Source organism: Pseudomonas sp. B21-019 (assembly GCF_024749225.1).
Taxonomy (GTDB): domain Bacteria; phylum Pseudomonadota; class Gammaproteobacteria; order Pseudomonadales; family Pseudomonadaceae; genus Aquipseudomonas.
This window is the reverse complement of the sequence record NZ_CP087193.1, coordinates 3,620,274-3,638,853: the sequence shown is the minus strand read 5'-3', so window position 1 is coordinate 3,638,853 and position 18,580 is coordinate 3,620,274. Positions and strand designations below refer to the sequence as shown.

The 18,580-nt window shown below is 59.9% G+C and carries 18 protein-coding genes; 6 read left to right on the top strand and 12 right to left on the bottom strand.

The genetic code is table 11. The features are described 5' to 3' along the window. Positions 1–114 precede the first annotated feature (114 nt). Positions 115–465 carry a BON domain-containing protein gene (locus tag LOY36_RS16160; protein WP_258668803.1) on the top strand — a complete coding sequence of 117 codons (351 nt, stop codon included), beginning with the start codon at positions 115–117 and terminating at the stop codon, positions 463–465. A 118-nt stretch (positions 466–583) separates the two neighbouring features. Here LOY36_RS16160 and LOY36_RS16155 read toward each other — a convergent pair whose 3' ends face one another. Beyond that, positions 584–1,243 carry a carbonic anhydrase gene (locus tag LOY36_RS16155; protein ID WP_019648711.1) on the bottom strand — a complete coding sequence of 220 codons (660 nt, stop codon included), beginning with the start codon at positions 1,241–1,243 and terminating at the stop codon, positions 584–586. Between the two features lie 197 nt (positions 1,244–1,440). Then, positions 1,441–1,908, bottom strand: coding sequence for a cyanase (gene cynS / locus LOY36_RS16150; RefSeq protein WP_019648712.1), 468 nt, complete (start codon positions 1,906–1,908; stop codon positions 1,441–1,443). 118 nt (positions 1,909–2,026) lie between these two features. On the opposite strand from cynS, the gene cynR reads away from it, so the two are divergent. Continuing rightward, positions 2,027–2,911: a transcriptional regulator CynR gene (gene cynR, locus LOY36_RS16145; RefSeq protein WP_258668802.1), complete on the top strand. Its 885-nt coding sequence runs from the start codon at positions 2,027–2,029 to the stop codon at positions 2,909–2,911. A gap of 1 nt (position 2,912) precedes the next feature. Here the strand turns inward: cynR and LOY36_RS16140 are convergent, their stop codons facing one another. From LOY36_RS16140 to LOY36_RS16125, 4 genes are all read right to left on the bottom strand, one after another. Then, positions 2,913–3,215, bottom strand: coding sequence for a hypothetical protein (locus LOY36_RS16140; protein WP_019579446.1), 303 nt, complete (start codon positions 3,213–3,215; stop codon positions 2,913–2,915). Positions 3,216–3,368: 153 nt separating this feature from the next. Beyond that, positions 3,369–3,698 (bottom strand): hypothetical protein, encoded by a 330-nt coding sequence (locus LOY36_RS16135; protein ID WP_019648714.1) that lies wholly within the window; start codon positions 3,696–3,698, stop codon positions 3,369–3,371. Positions 3,699–4,269: 571 nt separating this feature from the next. Continuing rightward, a complete protein-coding gene (locus tag LOY36_RS16130) occupies positions 4,270–4,809 on the bottom strand; it encodes a GNAT family N-acetyltransferase (protein WP_258668801.1) in 540 nt (179 codons plus the stop codon). Positions 4,810–4,871: 62 nt separating this feature from the next. After that, complete coding sequence (locus LOY36_RS16125; protein WP_258668800.1) at positions 4,872–6,821, bottom strand: DNA topoisomerase III; 1,950 nt, start codon at positions 6,819–6,821, stop codon at positions 4,872–4,874. Positions 6,822–7,051: 230 nt separating this feature from the next. Between LOY36_RS16125 and LOY36_RS16120 the strand changes: the two genes are divergently transcribed. After that, positions 7,052–7,414 (top strand): DUF427 domain-containing protein, encoded by a 363-nt coding sequence (locus tag LOY36_RS16120; RefSeq protein ID WP_258668798.1) that lies wholly within the window; start codon positions 7,052–7,054, stop codon positions 7,412–7,414. A 189-nt stretch (positions 7,415–7,603) separates the two neighbouring features. Here LOY36_RS16120 and LOY36_RS16115 read toward each other — a convergent pair whose 3' ends face one another. Together LOY36_RS16115 and LOY36_RS16110 are read right to left on the bottom strand one after the other, a co-directional pair. Further along, a complete protein-coding gene (locus LOY36_RS16115; RefSeq protein WP_258668796.1) occupies positions 7,604–9,226 on the bottom strand; it encodes an MFS transporter in 1,623 nt (540 codons plus the stop codon). 226 nt (positions 9,227–9,452) lie between these two features. Continuing rightward, the gene (locus LOY36_RS16110) at positions 9,453–11,099 is read right to left on the bottom strand and encodes a GMC family oxidoreductase (protein ID WP_258668789.1); all 1,647 of its coding nucleotides are present in this window, start codon (positions 11,097–11,099) and stop codon (positions 9,453–9,455) included. A 133-nt stretch (positions 11,100–11,232) separates the two neighbouring features. On the opposite strand from LOY36_RS16110, the gene LOY36_RS16105 reads away from it, so the two are divergent. Beyond that, the gene (locus LOY36_RS16105; protein WP_018929748.1) at positions 11,233–12,129 is read left to right on the top strand and encodes a LysR family transcriptional regulator; all 897 of its coding nucleotides are present in this window, start codon (positions 11,233–11,235) and stop codon (positions 12,127–12,129) included. Between the two features lie 73 nt (positions 12,130–12,202). On the opposite strand, the gene LOY36_RS16100 is transcribed toward LOY36_RS16105, so the two are convergent. After that, a complete protein-coding gene (locus LOY36_RS16100; protein ID WP_258668787.1) occupies positions 12,203–12,601 on the bottom strand; it encodes a carbohydrate-binding module family 20 domain-containing protein in 399 nt (132 codons plus the stop codon). Positions 12,602–13,100: 499 nt separating this feature from the next. Between LOY36_RS16100 and LOY36_RS16095 the strand changes: the two genes are divergently transcribed. Continuing rightward, the gene (locus tag LOY36_RS16095; protein WP_019648864.1) at positions 13,101–13,460 is read left to right on the top strand and encodes a DUF6124 family protein; all 360 of its coding nucleotides are present in this window, start codon (positions 13,101–13,103) and stop codon (positions 13,458–13,460) included. Positions 13,461–13,626: 166 nt separating this feature from the next. Here the strand turns inward: LOY36_RS16095 and LOY36_RS16090 are convergent, their stop codons facing one another. Together LOY36_RS16090 and LOY36_RS16085 are read right to left on the bottom strand one after the other, a co-directional pair. Then, positions 13,627–14,724 carry a DNA alkylation repair protein gene (locus tag LOY36_RS16090; protein ID WP_019648865.1) on the bottom strand — a complete coding sequence of 366 codons (1,098 nt, stop codon included), beginning with the start codon at positions 14,722–14,724 and terminating at the stop codon, positions 13,627–13,629. Positions 14,725–14,869: 145 nt separating this feature from the next. Continuing rightward, positions 14,870–16,678, bottom strand: coding sequence for a monovalent cation:proton antiporter-2 (CPA2) family protein (locus LOY36_RS16085; RefSeq protein WP_019648866.1), 1,809 nt, complete (start codon positions 16,676–16,678; stop codon positions 14,870–14,872). A 193-nt stretch (positions 16,679–16,871) separates the two neighbouring features. Between LOY36_RS16085 and LOY36_RS16080 the strand changes: the two genes are divergently transcribed. Continuing rightward, positions 16,872–17,786, top strand: coding sequence for a LysR family transcriptional regulator (locus LOY36_RS16080; RefSeq protein ID WP_019648867.1), 915 nt, complete (start codon positions 16,872–16,874; stop codon positions 17,784–17,786). Here the strand turns inward: LOY36_RS16080 and LOY36_RS16075 are convergent. Further along, positions 17,776–18,552 (bottom strand): substrate-binding domain-containing protein, encoded by a 777-nt coding sequence (locus tag LOY36_RS16075; protein WP_018929737.1) that lies wholly within the window; start codon positions 18,550–18,552, stop codon positions 17,776–17,778. The genes LOY36_RS16080 and LOY36_RS16075 overlap by 11 nt on opposite strands. Positions 18,553–18,580 lie beyond the last annotated feature (28 nt).

Genomic DNA, 18,580 nt, shown 5'->3' with positions numbered 1-18,580 from the left:
CGTCGCTCATCAGGAGCCCCCGGCCGCAGGCAACGGTACGCACTATACTTATTGTGTGTCCGTGCCTGCGCGGGGACGGACAGCGCATCTGATTACGTGTGAGAGGATTGCGCCATGAAACTTCATGACTTCCAACATTACTCCCATGGTCTGGAAACGGTCGTTCACGACACGTGGATTACCACCCGGGTGAAGTCGGCCCTGGCATTGGCCGATACCACCCTTGGCCTGAATGTCCATGTCAGAACCCATGCGGGTGCGGTGGCATTGAGCGGGCGCGTCAATACCCATAGACAGTGCGAGCAGGCTGTTGCTTTGGCCCGCACAGTTCCAGGTATCGTCAACATCGATGCCAGCGAATTGCTCACTCATGTGTTCACCCCAGGCAGTTTTCCAGAAGCGCCCAACGCTGAAGACACACCTGAACGTCGGCCACAATCGTCAGCCAAGACGGACGACAAATAACAAGGGCGATCGTGTGAGTGTCACATTCCCGGCCGGGAAACGAGGACGGGCGCAGTAGCGCGCCTGTCCACTTTGTAACGCCGCGCCAAGCCAGGCGCAGCTTGTGCGGTCGACACCTTCAGGCGGCTTCGACCGTTTTGCCGTGCACGGCGCAAGCACCCGGATGTTCGGCCAGCGACACGAAGCTGTGACTGCCGGCATCCAGGGCATCGACCGAGCCGGTTTCGATGTCATAGACCCAGCCATGCAGGTTCAACAGGCCTTTTTCCAGGGCCAGGCGCACGCTCGGGTGGGTCTGGATATTCGCCAGTTGGGCGATCACGTTTTCCCGCACCATCGAACTGACCTTGGCGGCGTCGCTGGCATGAGGGCGGGATTCGTTGATCACCTTGGCCGACTCGGCGTGCTGCAACCAGCCGCTGACGGCGGGCAGGTGATCCATGCATTTGCACTGGGCGATGGCGGTCATGGCGCCACAGTCCGAATGCCCGCAGATCACGATGTCCGTCACGCCCAATACCGCGACCGCATATTCCACCGTAGCTGACACACCTCCTGGATGCGGGCTGTAAGAGGGCACGATATTGCCGGCATTGCGCACCACGAACAGTTCGCCGGGCTCTTGCTGGGTCAGCAGTTCCGGTACCACGCGGCTGTCGGAACAGGTGATGAACAACGTGCCGGGATGCTGGGTGGTGGCCAGGTGTTTGAACAGGTCGGTACGCTGCGGGAACGCTTCTTTCTGGAATTTCAATAAACCTTCGATGAGCGCTTTCATGGCGGACTTCCTTGCAATGAATGAGGGGGCGTAGCAGCTGCCGAGCCTGCGAGGCTGCGTTCGGCGGTGGAGCCGTCGTAAACCCGGTGCACACGGTCTACCTGAAAGACCGCGCTGCTTGATTTCACGACTGCTTCGCAGCCGAACGCAGCCTCGCAGGCTCGGCAGCTGCTACATGGGGGGGCTGAGCGGTTGTTTTAGAAAGGACGCAGCGGCAGGAACTTGCCGTCCAGGGTAATCACGGCGCGGGAGCCGCCTTCCGGGTCTTCGACCTTTTTCAGGTCCAGCTTGAAGTTGATTGCGCTGATGATGCCGTCGCCGAATTGCTCGTGAACCAGGGCTTTGAGCGTGGTGCCGTAGATCTGGATCATTTCGTAGAAGCGGTAGATGGTCGGGTCGGTTGGAATACCCGACAGGCTGCCGCGCAGCGGAATGATTTGCAGGCGGGCCACGGTGTCGGCGTCCAGCTCGAGTTTTTCGCCGATCACTCTGGCGGCGGCTTCTGGCAGAGGATGCTGGCCGAGCAGGGCGGCGGTGACGTAGGCCAGACCCAGGCCGGTGCCGTCGGTCAGATCCTGCCAGGACAGATTCTTGCGCGCCTTGGCATCGAGGATCGAAGTGGTCAGGGCCAGACTAGTGTCCTGGTAAGCGTGGGACTGTTGCATGGTGTGACTCCTATCGGTTGTGGCTGAAATGTGGAGCCATCTTCGGTTGATTGATCCATAGCGTCCAAGATCGATATACAATGCTTTGCATAAGTCCTGCCTATAGATGATGAGCCCCATGCTGCTCCGACATTTGCGCTACCTGCTGGCGGTCGCCGACCACGGCGGCTTCACCCGCGCCGCCGAGGCGTTGCACGTCTCCCAACCAACGTTGTCCCAGCAGATCCGGCAATTGGAGGAAACCCTGGGTGTCAGCCTGTTCGACCGCACCTCGCGCACGGTCAGAGCGACCGACGCGGGGCAGGCCTATATCGAATGTGCCCGGCGGGTGCTGGTGGAACTGGAAGCGGGCAAACGCGCGCTGCATGACGTGAAGGACTTGTCTCGCGGCACCTTGCGACTGGCCATGACGCCAACGTTCATGGCGTATCTGGTGGGGCCGTTGGTGCGCGATTACGTGGCGAAGTTTCCGAACATCCATCTGCAGATTTTCGAGTTGTCGATGGATGACATCGAGGCGGGGTTGCTCGATGACTCGCTGGACATTGCCATTGCCTTTACCCCGGTTAGGAGCCCGGATATCGAGTGCGTGCCGGCGTTTGTCGAGACTTTGGGGGTGATGGTCGGGCAGCATCATCCGTTGTACGAGCGGCAGAACCCGCTATCACCCAAGGAGATGGCGCAACTGGAATTCGCGTTGCTGACGCCGGACTTCATCACCCGATCCTCAGTCGACGAGTATTTTCGGCAGCAGAACATCACGCCCAAGGTGGCGATCGAGGTGAATTCGGTGAGTACGTTGCTGGAGGTCATTCGCCACACGCCGATGGCCACCATCCTCCCGGAGCCCATCGCCACTGCGGAACGGGCATTGCGCCGAATTGAATTACAGGGCGAGGCACCCCGGCGCGACGCGGCATTGCTGCGCAGGAAGAACAACTATCACAGTGCCGCGTCTGTGGCGTTCGCGAACCTGGTGATGGCCGGCAGCGCCAGCGTGTGAATCAATCATCCACCGACTGGCAGATGCCATTGCCGCCTTTCTTACTGGTATAGGTCACGGCTACCGTGTCGTCATCCGCGATGCTGATCGAGATCGTCACGTCCGGTCCCTTGGCCTCGAAAAGGCGATCATTGATCATTTTGGTCTGGGCTTCTTTGCTGTTGATCATCACCGGACCATCCTGGTCGGCGTGGACCATGATTTTCCCGGGGCAGTCCACATCGAAGGCGGGAACGCCGGGAACACTGTTTCCATAAGCTGCACTTGCCAATGCCAATAGCATGAATGTCAGGGTTGTTTTCATCGCAGACCTCCAGCGGATAAACCGATGTCCAGCGCACTGTTAACCATAGCCCTGTTCTTTTGACCCGGTGCGAAGTTAGAGGTGCAGGCACGACAAACAAAAAAAAGGCCCCGCTCGATAAAACGAGCGGGGCCTTCTTGTATTTGGGAGAGATCAGTACAAGCGATCAATCACCCGGACTTCATTCTGGTTCTGCAGCGAGGCCCACGCCTGTTTCAGCGTTTGCAGCACGTTGCCGATGAAGTCCTTGTCGGCCGCGGCTTTCTTGCCGACATAGCCCTGGCCGCGACGGTACATCTTCATGCGGGCCAGCAGGTTCTGGTTGTTCTTGTCGAACTCTTCTTCGTGGGCATGGGGCGACAGGCAGTCGATATGGACCTGGCCCGATTTGCTGATCCACAGAATATGGCTGTCATGGCTGTCTTTTTGCGCAGCGAACAAGCGAGCCAGTTCATCGATAGTAGGTTGATTGTTCAGATTCATTGTAAGCCCCTTGACCATTTGGTGATCTTTCAAAGTTGATTCGCTAATACAGGTAGCCCATCGGTTAGTTGATCCCTGGCACCGAAACCAGGACGTCAGCGGTCGACCGTCAATACGACGGGGTCGCGCATCTGTTGCATGTAGTCGTGTTGAATAACTGCTACGCAATAGCGTCACAACGAAGAGAAGCAGCGAAAACCTGGAGGCCACTGCCGACGTTTTCAGGGTCGGCCACAAGCTTCATGAGGATTGATCGCCAGCGCTTCTCGCCCTTGTACTGGACGTTCAGGCCAGGTCAGCTTCTTCAATCTGCCTTGTGGGCAGCGTGTATCCGGGAAAAACAGCTCGGCGGTCAGACGAACTTGCTCAAACGTGTTGCCTGTACTCCCGATCGGGGAGACGTCTGCATCATGCAAGGGCAAATCGGAGGCGTCAACGGTTTTGTAGTGAATATTTTTGTTCACTACATATTGTCGGACAAAGTGGTTTTGGAATTAGAAAGTCAGCGTGGCTAGCGCTTAAAGGGGTGTGCCGTCGTTGAAGTCGCCAAGATCGCAGCCTTCGGCAGCTCCTACGGTGCCGGGGTAGGGGCTGCTGAAGGCTGCGATCTTGTAAAGCGGTAAACGGTGCATGGATAACCGTCAATCGGCAGCTGATGCACGGTGAACGCTCCGCCCGTGAGATCGGGCATCACCCTGGCCCAGAACAGCCGAGCAGGCTGGTTGGCATCGATGTGGAAAATCTGCCATTGACCGGGGAAACGGCTCAAGAGGGCAGAGACGACAAACTTCGCGACACCTTGGCCACGAAAGCCTCGACTGACAAAAAAGTAGCCGATGTTGTACTCGGCGCCGACGATATGGGTTTCGTTATCCACGGTCACGAACCCCGCCAGCTCGCCGTCGACCCTGATCAGAAACGGCCGGGTAGCCGGGTTGCGCCAGTAGTCCAGTTTGGGCTGGATGTTGAAGAAGCCATGCTCCCCAAGCTTCAGCGGCAGCCATTCGCTGAAATCGTACATGTAGAACTGCATCAGGTTTTCGATGGTTTCCAGTTCGTCGCGCTGAGCGGCGTGCAGTTCTATCGAGGGCTGACTCCTGATTGTCGTCATGGTCGTGCCTTCCGTCTCTTAACTGACATTGAAGAACACTAGACTATTTCGATTCGCAGACCTCAAACCTTGCCCGTCGGTTTCGCCGCGCGCTTGGTGCCGGCCGAAGGCTTGCGTTTGGCGGGTTTGCGTTTGTTTTTCCATGGCGTAGCGCCACGCCCAGCCGGGCTTGCCGGCCCGCTGATGGTCAGGTTCAGGCCGGCGCAGCGCGCCACTTGCTTGCTCATCCACGCGGCCTGTTTGGTGACGAATTCTTCCAGGCTCATTTCACCGCTCTGCACCATGTCCAGCGCTTGTTCCCAGATTGCCGTGGTGCCGGGGTCGGCAATCGCGCGCGGCACCGCATCGATCAGGCTGAAAGCCGCCGGCGTTGCGGCCAGGGCCTTGCCGTTCTTGATCAGATAACCGCGGTCGAGCAGGCCCTGGATGATCGAGGCGCGTGTGGCTTCGGTGCCGATGCCGGTGGTGTCCTTGAGCTTTTGCTTGAGCAGCGGATCTTCCACCAGTTTGGCAACGTTCTTCATTGCCTTGATCAGATCGCCTTCGGTGAATGGTTTGGGCGGCTGGGTCCAGAGGTCCTTGAGCTTCACGTCGGCCACCGCGCAGTCACGCCCTTCGGCGAGTGTCGGCAGTGTTTGCGGTGCCGGTGCTTCGCGGCCCTTGGCAGGCGCGAGGGCTTCGGGCAGGGCGCGTTTCCAGCCGGGCTCGACAATCTGCTTGCCCACGGCGCGCAAGGCTTCACCGGCACAGTCGAAGTCGGCCTGGGTCCGGTCGTATTCATGATTGGGCAGGAACTGCGCCAGGTAACGCGCACGAATCAGGGTGTAGACCGCCCGTTGCTTACCCACCAGTCGGTCGAGATTCTTCGCCGCGGCGGTCGGAATGATGCCGTGGTGCGCGCTGACCTTGGCATCGTTCCAGGCCCGCGAGCGGCGTTGCGGCTCCAGATAATCGTGCAACGCGTTCAGGGCCGGGTCGGCTTGCCTGAGCGCGGCAAGAATACCCGGCGCTTCGCTGTGTTGACTCAGGGGCAGGTAGCCGCAGTCGCTGCGCGGGTAGGTGATGACTTTATGGGTTTCATACAGGGCCTGGGCGATATCGAGGGTTTCCTGGGCGCCGAGCCCGAGTTTTTTCGAGCAGACTTCCTGCAAGGTGCCGAGGTCGAACGGCAGCGGCGCGACTTCGCGCATGCGCTCGGTACGTAGCTTGATCACCCGAGCGCTCGCCGCGTTGCCAATGGCCGCGGCCGCCTGCTGGGCCAGCGCCTGGTTCAGGCAGCGATCCTGATCGTCACAAGCATCGGACGCCGCGCGCCACTGGGCAGTGAACGCAGTGCCATCGTGCAGCAGTTGCACGTCGATGGCCCAGTAGGCCACCGGGACGAAATCGGCAATGCTGCGGTCGCGATCCACCACCAGGCGCAAAGTCGGCGTCTGCACCCGACCGACCGGCAACACGCCCTGATAGCCGGACTGACGCCCCAGCAGGGTGAACAACCGACTCATGTTCATCCCGATCAACCAGTCGGCCCGGGAGCGCCCCAGCGCTGAATGATAGAGGCTGAACGTCTCGGCCCCCGGCTTGAGCGCCGCCAGCGCTTTGCGGATCGACGCATCGTCCAGCGCCGACAACCACAGCCGCTGGATCGGCCCGCGATAACGGCAATGCTCCACCAGTTCCCGGGCGATCATCTCGCCCTCACGGTCGGCGTCGGTGGCAATCACCAGTTCACTCGCTTCGCCGAGCAGGCGCTTGACCGCCTTGTACTGACTGGCCGTGCGCGGCTTGACGGTCATTTTCCATTTTTCGGGAATGATCGGCAGATCCGCCAGCACCCAACGCTTGTAACGCGCGTCGTAGGCATCTGGCGGCGCGGTTTCCAGCAGGTGGCCGATGCACCAGGTCACCGTGACGTCCGTTCCCAGCCAGCAGCCGTCGCCCCGGCGCTTGGCACCAAGTACGGCCGCGATGTCTTTGGCCTGGGAAGGTTTTTCACAGAGGTACAGCCGCATAACCACCATCGTCGATCAGTGTTCGAGAGGTGCACAGAATGGCTGTTGACGAGCGATGGAGCAATCTTTATCTGTATGGATGTACAGCTTAAGCTGTTGCCGTTGATGACAGCGGTCAATCCTGCGACTGAAGCACACTCCGTTCGGCTGCGAAGTGCTCGCGATGCCGAAACATGGGGTATACCTGATGGGTCACGGATACAGCGCAACAGCAACAGAGGAACCTATCCATGAAAGCCCCTGGTCCCGGTAAACCCATCACCATCGAGCCCCAACCCGGCTGCGTGGTGGTGAAGTTCCATGGCATTCAAGTGGCGTCGTCCACTCGGGCGCTGGTCATGCATGAGACCAATTATCCTCCGGTGTACTACATCCCGCGGGAGGATATCGCCGAACAGTATTTCGCCCGCACCGACCACACCAGCTATTGCCCGTACAAGGGCGATGCCAGCTATTACAGCCTACAGATCCCCGGGCATGAAAGTGCCAATGCGGTATGGAGTTATGAGCACCCCAAGGTGTCGGTTGCGCAGATTGGCGGGTATGTGGCGTTCTACCCTGACGAAGTGACTTTTGAGGTGCTCAAGACCTGATGTGCAAAAAGCATTTTGTGGCGAGGGGGCTTGTCGGAACGCCGCATCGCCCCGTTCGGCTGCGCAGCAGTCGCAGAACCTGCAATCGCGGCGTACCTGACACACCGAATAAGGTTTCAGGGCCGCTTCGCGACCCAACGGGGGCAAGCCCCCTCGCCACAGGTAAGACTTCGCTAGAGGTTTGTGTCGTCAGTTTTTATCGAGGTCCACGTTCTTCGTCTCCCGCAAACACATCATCCCCACCACCAGGCTCACCCCGGTAATCACCACCGGGTACCACAGCCCGTAGAAAATATCCCCGGTGTACACCACCAGGGCAAACGACACCGTCGGCAGGAACCCACCAAACCAGCCGTTACCGATGTGATAGGGCAGGGACATCGAGGTATAGCGAATACGGGTTGGGAACAGTTCAACCATCAGCGCCGCCAGAGGGCCGTAGCACATGGCGGAGATGATGATCAGCGCGACGATCAACGCCACGATCATCGGTTTATTGATCAGCTGGATGTCGGCTTTAGACGGATACCCGGCCAGGGTTACTGCACCGCGCAGGGCCGCTTCGTCAAAGCCGTCGAGCTTCACGTCACCGACGCTCACCTGCACACCGCTGCCGGTCGGGGCCGCTTCGCTGTTGTACGGCAGGCCCTGTTTGACCAGGAAGGTTTTGACCTTGTCGCACGGGCTATCAAATTTCGCCTTGCCCACCGGGTCGAACTGGAAGGTGCAGGTGGCCGGGTCGGCCAGTACGGTGATCGGTGCCTGACGGCTGGCCTGGTCGATGGCCGGGTTGGCGTAGTGGGCGATGGACTTGAAGATCGGAAAGTACAGTGCAGTCGCCAGCAGCAGGCCGATCATCAGCACCGGTTTGCGCCCGACTTTATCCGACAGCCAGCCGAAGAAAATGAAGAACGGTGCGCCAATGATCACGCTGACAATCAGCAGACTGTTGGCCAGGGCCGGGTCCATTTTCAGGAACTGCGTGAGGAAGAACAGCACGTAGAACTGCGCGGCATAGAAGGTCACCGCTTGCCCGGCGTTGATGCTGAACAGGGCGATCAGCACCACTTTAAGGTTTTCCCATTTGCCGAAGGAATCGCGCAGCGGCGACTTGCAGAGTTTGCCTTCCTCTTTCATTTTCACGAACGCAGGCGACTCGTGCAGGCTCAGGCGAATCCAGGTGGAAATGCCCAGCAGCACGATCGAAAACAGAAACGGAATACGCCAGCCCCAGACTTCGAACTGGTCGCCGGTGAAGTAACGGCAGCCCAGCACCACCAGCAGCGACAGCAGCAAGCCGAGGGTGGCGGTGGATTGAATCCAGCTGGTGTGGAAGCCGCGCTTGCCGATCGGTGCGTGTTCGGCGACGTAAGTGGCAGCGCCGCCGTACTCACCGCCCAGCGCCAGGCCCTGGAGCATGCGCAGCACCACGAGGATTATCGGCGCGGCGATACCGATGCTCGCGTAGGTCGGCAGCAAGCCGACGCAGAAGGTCGCCAGGCCCATGAGGACGATGGTCGCGAGGAACGTGTATTTACGCCCGATCATGTCCCCCAAGCGTCCGAACACCAACGCACCGAACGGGCGCACGATGAAGCCGGCGGCGAAGGCCATCAGCGCGAAGATGAACGCCGTGGTGTCGTTGACCCCGGCAAAGAACTGTTTGCTGATGACCGCCGCGAGGGCGCCGTAGAGGAAAAAGTCGTACCACTCGAACACCGTCCCCAGGGACGAGGCGAAGATGACTTTCTGGGTTTCCTGACTGGTGCCCGCGCTGCGGACGGCTTCCAGGGGCTGAACATGTTCTGACATATCGGTATCCCTCACAGTGATTGTTTTTGTTGTTCCACTGTCGGCGCCAGCCTTGTGGGCGGGTGCCGCTACTGTCAATTCGACGCTACCTGCATCGATTTCTTTTCCGTAACACGCTCACTACTGTAGGAGCTGGCGAAGGCTGCGATCTTTTGATCTTTCAGCGCTTTAAAGGGCGCCAAAAGATCGCAGCCTTCGGCAGCTCCTACAGGGATTGCGTGTTGCTTCAGGCCGGTGTGACCTGTTGTTTTTCGGGGGGCACGCTCCTTGTGTTGGGGTTGAGGATCAGCTGCGCCGCTTTCTCGGCGATCATCAATGTCGGCGAGCAGGTGTTGCCCGAGGTGATACGCGGCATGATCGAAGCGTCGGCGATGCGCAGGCCGGGGATGCCATGCACGCGCAGTTCAGCGTCGACTACTGCGTCCGCGTCGTTGCCCATCCGGCAGGTGCCCACCGGGTGGAAAATGGTGGTGCCGATGCGGGCGGCGGCTTCGTGCAGTTGTTCTTCGCTCTGCAAGCTGTCGCCGGGCAGGTATTCCACCGGTTTGAACGCTTGCAGGGCGGGGGCGGAAACGATGCGGCGAGTCAGGCGGATCGCGTCGGCTGCCACACGCAAGTCTTCCGGGTGGCTCAGGTAATTGGGCTGGATCAGTGGCGCTTCCCGCGGGTCGGCGGAGCGAATGTCTATGCGGCCACGGCTTTGCGGGCGCAGATCGCAGACCGACGCGGTGAAGGCGGGGAAGGCGTGCAGCGGTTCGCCAAAGCGCTCCAGCGACAGGGGTTGCACGTGGTATTCGAGGTTCGCCGAGGTCTGCTCGGGTCCCGAACGGGCGAAGGCGCCGAGTTGGCTTGGCGCCATGGACAGCGGACCGCTGCGGTCATACAGATAACGCAGGCCCATGCCCATCTTGCCCCACAGCGTGCCGGCGATCTGGTTCAGGGTGCGGGCGTTTTCCAGTTTGTAGATCAGCCGCAGTTGCAAGTGGTCCTGCAGGTTGCCGCCCACGCCGGGCAGTTCATGGGCAACACCGATGCCGAGTTTTTGCAGCAACGGACGAGGGCCGATGCCTGAACGCTGCAGGATGCCCGGTGAACCGACGGAGCCGGCACACAGAATGATTTCCTTGCGTGCCTTGAAGGTTTTCGCCTTATCTTGCCAACGGGCGCTGACCGCCGAGGCACGGCCGTTTTCCAGCAGCACGCGGTCGACTTCAACGTCGGTCAGCACCGTGAGATTGGCGCGGTGGCGGACCGGTTTGAGAAACGCCTTGGCCGCGTTCCAGCGCACCCCGGCTTTCTGGTTGACCTGGAAATAGCCGCAGCCTTCGTTGTCGCCCTGGTTGAAGTCATCGATGCTGGCAATGCCGCTTTGTTCGGCAGCAGTGCGGAAGGCATCGAGAATCGGCCACGACAGACGTTGCCGCTCGATCCGCCATTCGCCAGCGGCGCCGTGAAACTCCGAATCGCCGGCAAAATGGTTTTCGCTCTGTTTGAACAGCGGCAGCACGTCTTGCCAGCCCCACCCAGGATTACCCTCGGCCGCCCAGCCATCGTAGTCGCCAGCCTGGCCGCGCATGTAGATCATGCCGTTGATCGAGGAACAGCCGCCGAGTACCTTGCCGCGCGGGTAGCTCAGGGCGCGGCCTTGCAGGCCCGGTTGCGACTCGGTCTTGAAACACCAGTCGGTGCGCGGGTTGCCGATGCAGAACAGGTAACCCACGGGGATGTGAATCCACGGATAGTTGTCGCGGCCGCCGGCTTCGAGCAGCAACACGCGGTGTTGCGGGTTGGCTGACAGTCGATTGGCCAGCAAACACCCGGCCGGCCCGGCGCCGACCACGATGTAGTCGTATTCATCAAGGGAAGTCTGCATCCCTGACCTCGTATTGTTGTTCTTGTTGTCGGTCATCCTAGTTGTTAGCTTTCGTTAAAAGAATGTTAGTTTTTGCGCAGCTGCTGTGCGTTTTTAAACAGCGTTATTAACGGCATAACGTCAAGGATGGTTCATGTTCGACTGGAATGACCTGCGGTTTTTTCTCGAATTGCAGCGCAGCGGCCGTTTGCTGACCGCCGCCCGCCGCTTGAACACCACCCACGCCACCGTGGCCCGGCACATCGAGGCCATCGAAAAAAGCCTCGGCACCGCACTGTTCGTCCAGCATGCCCAGGGCTACGAATTGACCCCGGCCGGCGAAGCGCTGCTCAAGCACGCCGAGGCCATGGAAAACGTCGCGTTGCTGGCTCAGGAAGAAATCACCCAATCCACCGCGCCGCTGGGCAAGATCCGCGTCGGGGTGACGGAGGGGCTGGGCATCATGTTCCTCGCCAGCCGCATGAACGGCTTGTTCGAACGCTATCCTGGGCTGGAAGTGGAACTGGTGGCGGTGCCGCGCTTCGTCAGCATCCTCAACCGTGAAGCGGAGATCAGCATTCACCTCGAACGCCCGGCCGCCGACATGCTGGTCACCCGCAAACTCACCGACTATCGACTGGCGCTCTACGCCAGCCAGGCCTATCTGGACCGCTCGCCACCACTGCGCAGCCGCGAAGACCTCGGCCGCCATGCGTGGATCGGTTACGTCGACGACTTGCTGTTCAGCCAGGAACTGATGTTCCTCAACAGCTTCTGCCGCAACCCCCAGGTGGTGTTTCACAGCACCAGCGTCATCGCCCAGCAACAGGCCGCGCGCTCGGGCCTCGGCATCGCGGTGCTGCCGTGCTACATGGCCAGCGCCGATCCTGAACTGGTGCCGTTGCTGCCGGACGAAAGCATCCAGCGCAGTTATTGGATCAGCACCCGGCGCGAGCTGCACAAGTCGGTGCGGCTGCGGGTGTTGTGGGATTACGTGGTGGAGTTGTGTGAGCGTGAGCAGGCTCTGCTGCGAGGCTCCATTCCCTTGTAGGAGCTGCCGAAGGCTGCGATCTTTTGATCTAGGAAGAGTGACAGATTCACTTTTCCATATGTTCACTCACGCCTCAGAACGTGCCGACACTTGTTGTTTTGAAACTCACCTTCACTATGTTGTTGGGATTGCTCTGCCACTTCCGCACGTCGGTCGGTATGGTCTCGTTGCGCACGACACACTTCCACTCCACATCTTTGCCATCGTCCGTGCCTGGGAAAAGTACCTTGCCGGTCCATGTTGGGTAGGCAGTAGGGGCGAGTTTTACGGCGTTGGTCGGATCCCAACTCCCTAACTCTGGACGGTTGCCGACAACATAAACACTGTAGCCCAGCGTCGTGACGCCGTTGTCGCATTGGAAGTTCACTTCGGATTGTAAGGGCGTCCACTGGCCGCCTTGGACATCGCGGAACACCGGCAGCGTCGCCAACAAGAGAACGCCCAGCGGCAACAGGTAACGATTGCGAGACATGATGAACACCTCAACTCATTCCAGTGGACGCAGCTTAGCCCCGGCCAAACTGAAAGTGACCTGTTAGAACTGACAGTTCATTAGATCTCTTCGCAATAGTTCTAATCGTTGCTTGTTAACGGCGAGCTTTCTTGCGCTTAAACAAGAACAATCGCGATCGTTTAAATGAAGCTTGCCGTTACCATCCAAAGGCTACAACGCCTTGCGCCACCCCCTACACGTAAGACAGAATCCGCCGGCTTGTCCGCCTTGGGCCCGCTCGGTAACTTGATTCCCGTCACTGCCCATCAGTGATCGGGTTTAGTCGCTCGGGGTTATAAGCAAGGTGTACAAGCTCTTGTCAGTCAGGCATTCCCATGCCTGCACTTGATGGTGGTTGTGCGCAGGGCGCCTTCGGGCGCGCCGGCTTTGCTAGCTTCCCCGGTCGACTAACCTGCGTACAGCTGCCTCCCTCTCGTTTAGTCGCAGGAGGGTGGCACCCAATCAGAGAAGCCAGCTTATGTTGAAGGTTACGCCCAATCCGCCGGACGCCGATCCGGTCTCCCCGTACGAACCCGATTCAAAGAAGCTCAACGAGGCCGCCGAGCGGGCTCTGAACTTCCACTTTCCGTCGAATGCCGACATCAAAGCCACCGCGCGTAAACCCAGCAGGCTGTTTGCTGTGGCCCCAGAGGCCACGACCGAAACCCTGGCGATTTTTTTGGTCGAGACACTGGCCTCGGTCGATGTGATGGTCCATCAGTTGGTGGATCATCTGGAGGGTGAGTCGCGCTACGCCCTGCTGGGTATTTCAAACAGCATCATGGTGGCGGAGATCACCGCGAACCGGGTGCTGGATAAAATTGATCTGCCCAAGTAGGTGCGCTCTGCTGTGGTGAGTGGGTAGCTGACGTTGATCTGCTGCAAGACGCCGCTCCCCCGTAGGAGCTGCCGCAGGCTGCGATCTTTTGATCTTGATGTTCAGCGGTCTTGCAGCCGCCAAAAGATCGCAGGCTGCGCCAGCTCCTACGGGACCGTATTTCACGTCACGCGAGAATTTCGAATGCGGTGCTGGCCAGCCGTTCGCCGTTGACCAGAATGTGCACGGCGTGCAGGCCAAGGTAATGCTTTCGGGTGGTGAGTTCTTTGATGTGCTGACTGCGCGCAATGGACTCGGTAGCCTCGCCGGGAAGCGTCAGGGCCTTGAGTTTGAACACCTTCGCCGAGGTGCTGCCGTTGGCTTTGACGTAATCGATGGCGTAGTCGATCACCAATCGCTGACTGTCCTGGACCGTGGATTTCACTGCGAAGGACAAAGTGATTTTTTCACCCAGGCGAATGACCGCTGGCTCGACCTTCACCTTGATGATTTCAACCTCAGGCTTGCCGCCCGCGCCGATGATCGCCAGCGCCCGTGGGTTGCCCTGTTTGATCAAGCTACGCAGGGCGTGCCTGGCGATCCACGTCGTGTGTTTGTTGTCCAGCGACCAGCCTTCGATCAGGTCCAGCACCCACTCGGGATGATCCTTGGTGATGTCGTTGAGGTGGTTGGCCACGGATTTGCGCACGTACAGGCTGTCGTCGGCCTTGAGGTTGTCGAGGATCGCGGCCGCCAGTGTCGGGTCGGCCTGGACCGGCTCCAGGCGAAACGACCATGGCAGGCGCGGTCGGCTGCCTTCGCTGGCCAGGCGCCGGACGTGTTCGTTGTCGTCCAGCGACCAGTCGTGCATCAGCGCCAACGAGCGCTCGAAATCACGGCGCAGAAAGTGCCGGATGGCGAATTCCGATGAGCCGAAGGTCGTGAAGTATTTGAGCGCATCCATCGACAGATCGAACGCGTGAGCGCCGTAGGTCGCGACATAGTGCGGCAAAAACATGCTGACGAAGGCACTGTTCAGGCGCGGGGCGAGGGCGCGCAATACGTCGAGGGAGTCTTCATAACCGAGCGGCAACACCGCGTGCAGGCATTCACTGACGCGGGCCATGCGTTGCATGACAGAGAGGTCCGCCAGACCGGTTTTGGCCAGCTTCAGGAAGGCCTTGGCATCGAACCCGGGATAGACCGCCGTCATCTCGGTGGCGATGTGCGCGAGGCGTTCGGCGTTGAAGATTTCCTTCAGGGCGGGGGCGGGTTGCTCAGACATTGTGGATTCCTTGGTTGTTGTTATTTATCCAATGCACCGCGTTATCGTTCTTCGCGGGCAAGCCTCGCTCCTATGGGGGAGTGTGTTTGCCGCAACAAACTCCGTAGGAGCGAGGCTTGCCCGCGAAGAGGCCCTCACAATCAACTCAAACCTTGCCCGCTTGCTCTTCCAGCTGATCCGACTCAAACAACTTCGCCAGTTCCGCCCGCGCTTCCTGCGCCGTTTGCATCACCTTGGCCGCATCGTCATACACCGCGTGCTGAGCCTCCAGCACCTGTTCGTCGTGATGAGTAAAGCGTTTGATCCGTGCATCCGCCTGGGCTTGGGTCAGCCCCAGTCCTACCAAGGTGCGCCGGGTCATTTCCAGGCTGGAGTAATAGGTTTCCCGCACTGCCTGCGCCCCGACATCCACCAAGCGGTGCACATGCTGACGGTTACGGGCGCGGGCGATGATCTTGATGTGCGGATAAAGCTTGTGCACCACCTCGGCCGTCTTGATGTTGGTGTCCGGATCATCGGTGGCGATCACAAAGAACTCCGCTTGCTCGACCTTGGCCGCGCTGAGGATTTCCGGGCGCATCGGGTCGCCGTAGAACACTGGCACACCGCCGAAGCTGCGGGACAGTTCGATGGTTTCCACCGAGGTGTCGAGGGCGATGAACTTGATGTTCTGCGCCCGCAGAATCCGCGCCACGATCTGACCCATGCGGCCCATGCCCGCGATGACCACGCGGGGCGTGTCGGCGTCGATTTCGCGGAACTTCTGCGGCACCTCCACCGGTTGCACCTTGGGTTTGACCAGTCTTGCGCAGGCCAGCAGCAACAGCGGCGTCAGCGCCATCGACAGGGTGATGGTCAGCACCAGCAAGTCGTACAGGCGCGGTTCGAACAAGCCCTGGTCCCGACCGATCTTGAACACCACAAAGGCAAACTCACCACCGGCCGCCAGCACGATCCCCAAACGAATCGCATTAACCTTGCCCAACCCCCCGGCCAGTCGACCGACCACAAACAGCAGCGGCAGCTTGATGGCGATCAGCAGCACGGTCAGCCCCAGCACCACGACCGGCGCACTGAGCAGCAGACTCAAATTGGCGCCCATGCCGACGCTGATGAAAAACAGCCCCAGCAGCAGACCCTTGAACGGTTCGATCTGCGCTTCCAGTTCGTGACGGTATTCGGAATCCGCCAGCAGCAAACCGGCGAGGAACGCGCCGAGTGCCATGGACACGCCGACCAGGTCCATCAGCCACGCCGTGCCGATCACCACCAGCAACGCGGTGGCAGTGGACACCTCCGGCAGACCGGTCTTGGCCACTACGCGAAACACCGGGCGCAACAGATAACGCCCGCCGATCACCACCACCGCGATGCTGCCCAGCACCCGCAAGCCATGGTTCAAATCTTCGGCCGCGCTGCTGGTGTGATCACCGCCGGCCAACAACGGCACCATCGCGATCAAAGGGATCGCGGCGATGTCCTGGAACAGCAAAATCGCGAACGCCAACCGCCCATGGGGGCTGGTCAGCTCCTTGCGCTCGGCCAGGCTTTGCAAGCCAAACGCGGTGGACGACAACGCCAGGCCCAAGCCCAACACGATGGCACTGTTCAGGGACTGGCCGAACACGAACAACGCCAGCACGCCAATCACCGAACCGGTCAACAGCACCTGCGCCAGGCCCACGCCGAACACCGATTTGCGCATCACCCACAAACGACGCGGCGACAGCTCGAGGCCAATGATGAACAGCAGCAACACCACTCCGAGTTCGGAGATGTGGCTGACGCTTTGCGGGTTGCCGATCAAGCCCAAAACCGACGGACCGATGATCACCCCGGCAAACAGATAGCCGAGCACCGCCCCCAGTTGCAGGCGCTTGGCCAAGGGAACGGTGAGCACCGCCGCGAATAAAAAAACGACAGCGGCTTGTAACAGGTTGCCTTCGTGGGGCATGGGAAACTCCAAAAACTCGATACGGCGGGGGCGCACAGGATAAAGGCTGGAGCCGGATGCGTCAGCCATGAACGAAAATGTTTGGGCCTTGCGATGGCAGTTTTGCAGGCACCCAAGATGTCGTTACATTTAGCATCAATTAGTGACATTCATAGGATAAGCTGATCAAACTGTTCGTTCCCGAGTGCGTACCATGGCCATCAATTTCGACCTTAACGATCTGCAAGCCTTTCGCGCCGTGGTGGAGCAGGGCAGCTTTCGCAAGGCTGCGGACACCGTACGCATCTCCCAACCAGCCCTCAGCCGGCGGATCGAAAAGCTCGAAGACGCTCTGGGCGTCAAATTGTTCGAGCGCACGACTCGCCGGGTCAGCCTGACTCAGGCCGGGCGTGGTTTCATGCCCAGCGTCGAGCGCCTGCTGGATGACCTGGACGTGGCGCTACTGGGCATCAGCGAAGTCGCCTCGACCCGGCTCGGGCATGTCACCGTCGCCTGTGTGCCGTCGGCGGCCTACTACTTCATGCCGCGCGTGATCGCCCACTACCATCGGCAATTTCCGCGGATCAAGGTCAAGGTGCTCGACTCCAGTGCTCACGAGGTATTGAGTGCCGTGGTCAACGGTGAAGCGGACTTTGGCCTGAGCTTCATGGGCACCCTGGAGGCCGAAGTCGATTTCGAGCCGCTGGTGCAGGAAGGTTATGTGGTGGCGTGCAGACGAGATCACCCCCTTGCGGGACGCAGCAGCGTGACATGGGATGAGTTTTATCAGCAGGATTACATCTCGCTGGACAAGACTTCGGGCAATCGCTTTTTGCTGGATCAAGCGCTGGCTGGCGTGGTGCCGCAGCGGCCGAGCATTTGCGAAACCCGTCATGTGACGACCATGATCGGTCTGGTGGAGGCCGGGTTGGGCGTGGCGGCCGTGCCGTTGATGGCGATGCCGGCGGCGGACCACCCGATTCTGACGCGGGTACCGTTGACCGATCCGCAGGTGATGCGCAATGTTGGTTTGATCAAGCGCCGGGGTCGTACGTTAACCCCGGCGGCATTGGCGTTAGAGCGCCTGGTGGTGGAAATGAAAGTCCAGCAACCTTCGGTCAGTGGCTGACTGAGTCCAGCCCCGTCGCTTTTACGTCCGGCTGGGCTGCGCTGGAGGCCAGGTACTCAAGCAGCGCCTTGGCCTCGGCCGGGTGTTGCGCATTGACCGGAATACCGGCGGCGAAACGGGTGACCGATTGCACCGATTCCGGAATTTTCGCCACAAAACTCACCCCAGGCACCGGTAGCAATTCGCTGACCTGCTGGAAGCCCAGTTGATAATCGCCGGTGGCAACCACCGAGCCCACCGGGATTTTCGGGATCATCTTCGATTTGGGTTTGAGCTGGTTTTCGATGCCCAGACGCTTGAACAGTTGATCCTCGATATACACGCCGCTGGCACTGTCGGAGTAGGCGACTGACTTGGCGTCGAGCAGGGTTTTTTTCAGGCCTTCCACCGAGCTGATGTCCGGCTTCGGCGCACCTTCACGCACCACCATGCCGATCCGCGAATCCGCCAGTTCGACCCGTGAAGCGGGATCGACTTTGCCTTGCTTGATCAGGTCGTCGAGGGCATAGCCGACCATGATGACCACGTCGGCTTTCTCACCGCGGGCCAGACGATTGGGAATCGCTTCCGGGGCTTTTCCCATGGATGGACCGAGGGCGGTGTCCAAGGTGTTGCCGCTAGACTCGGCGAATTTCGGACCGAGGATTTTGTAGGCCGCCGTGAAACCACCGGAGGTCATTACACGGATTTCTTCAGCCTGGGCGATCGAACTCAGACCGAGACTGGCCACCAGGGCCAGGGCGGTGAAGTTGAAAAACCTTTTCATCAAATAGCTCTCGCAGTTAGAGGTTGGG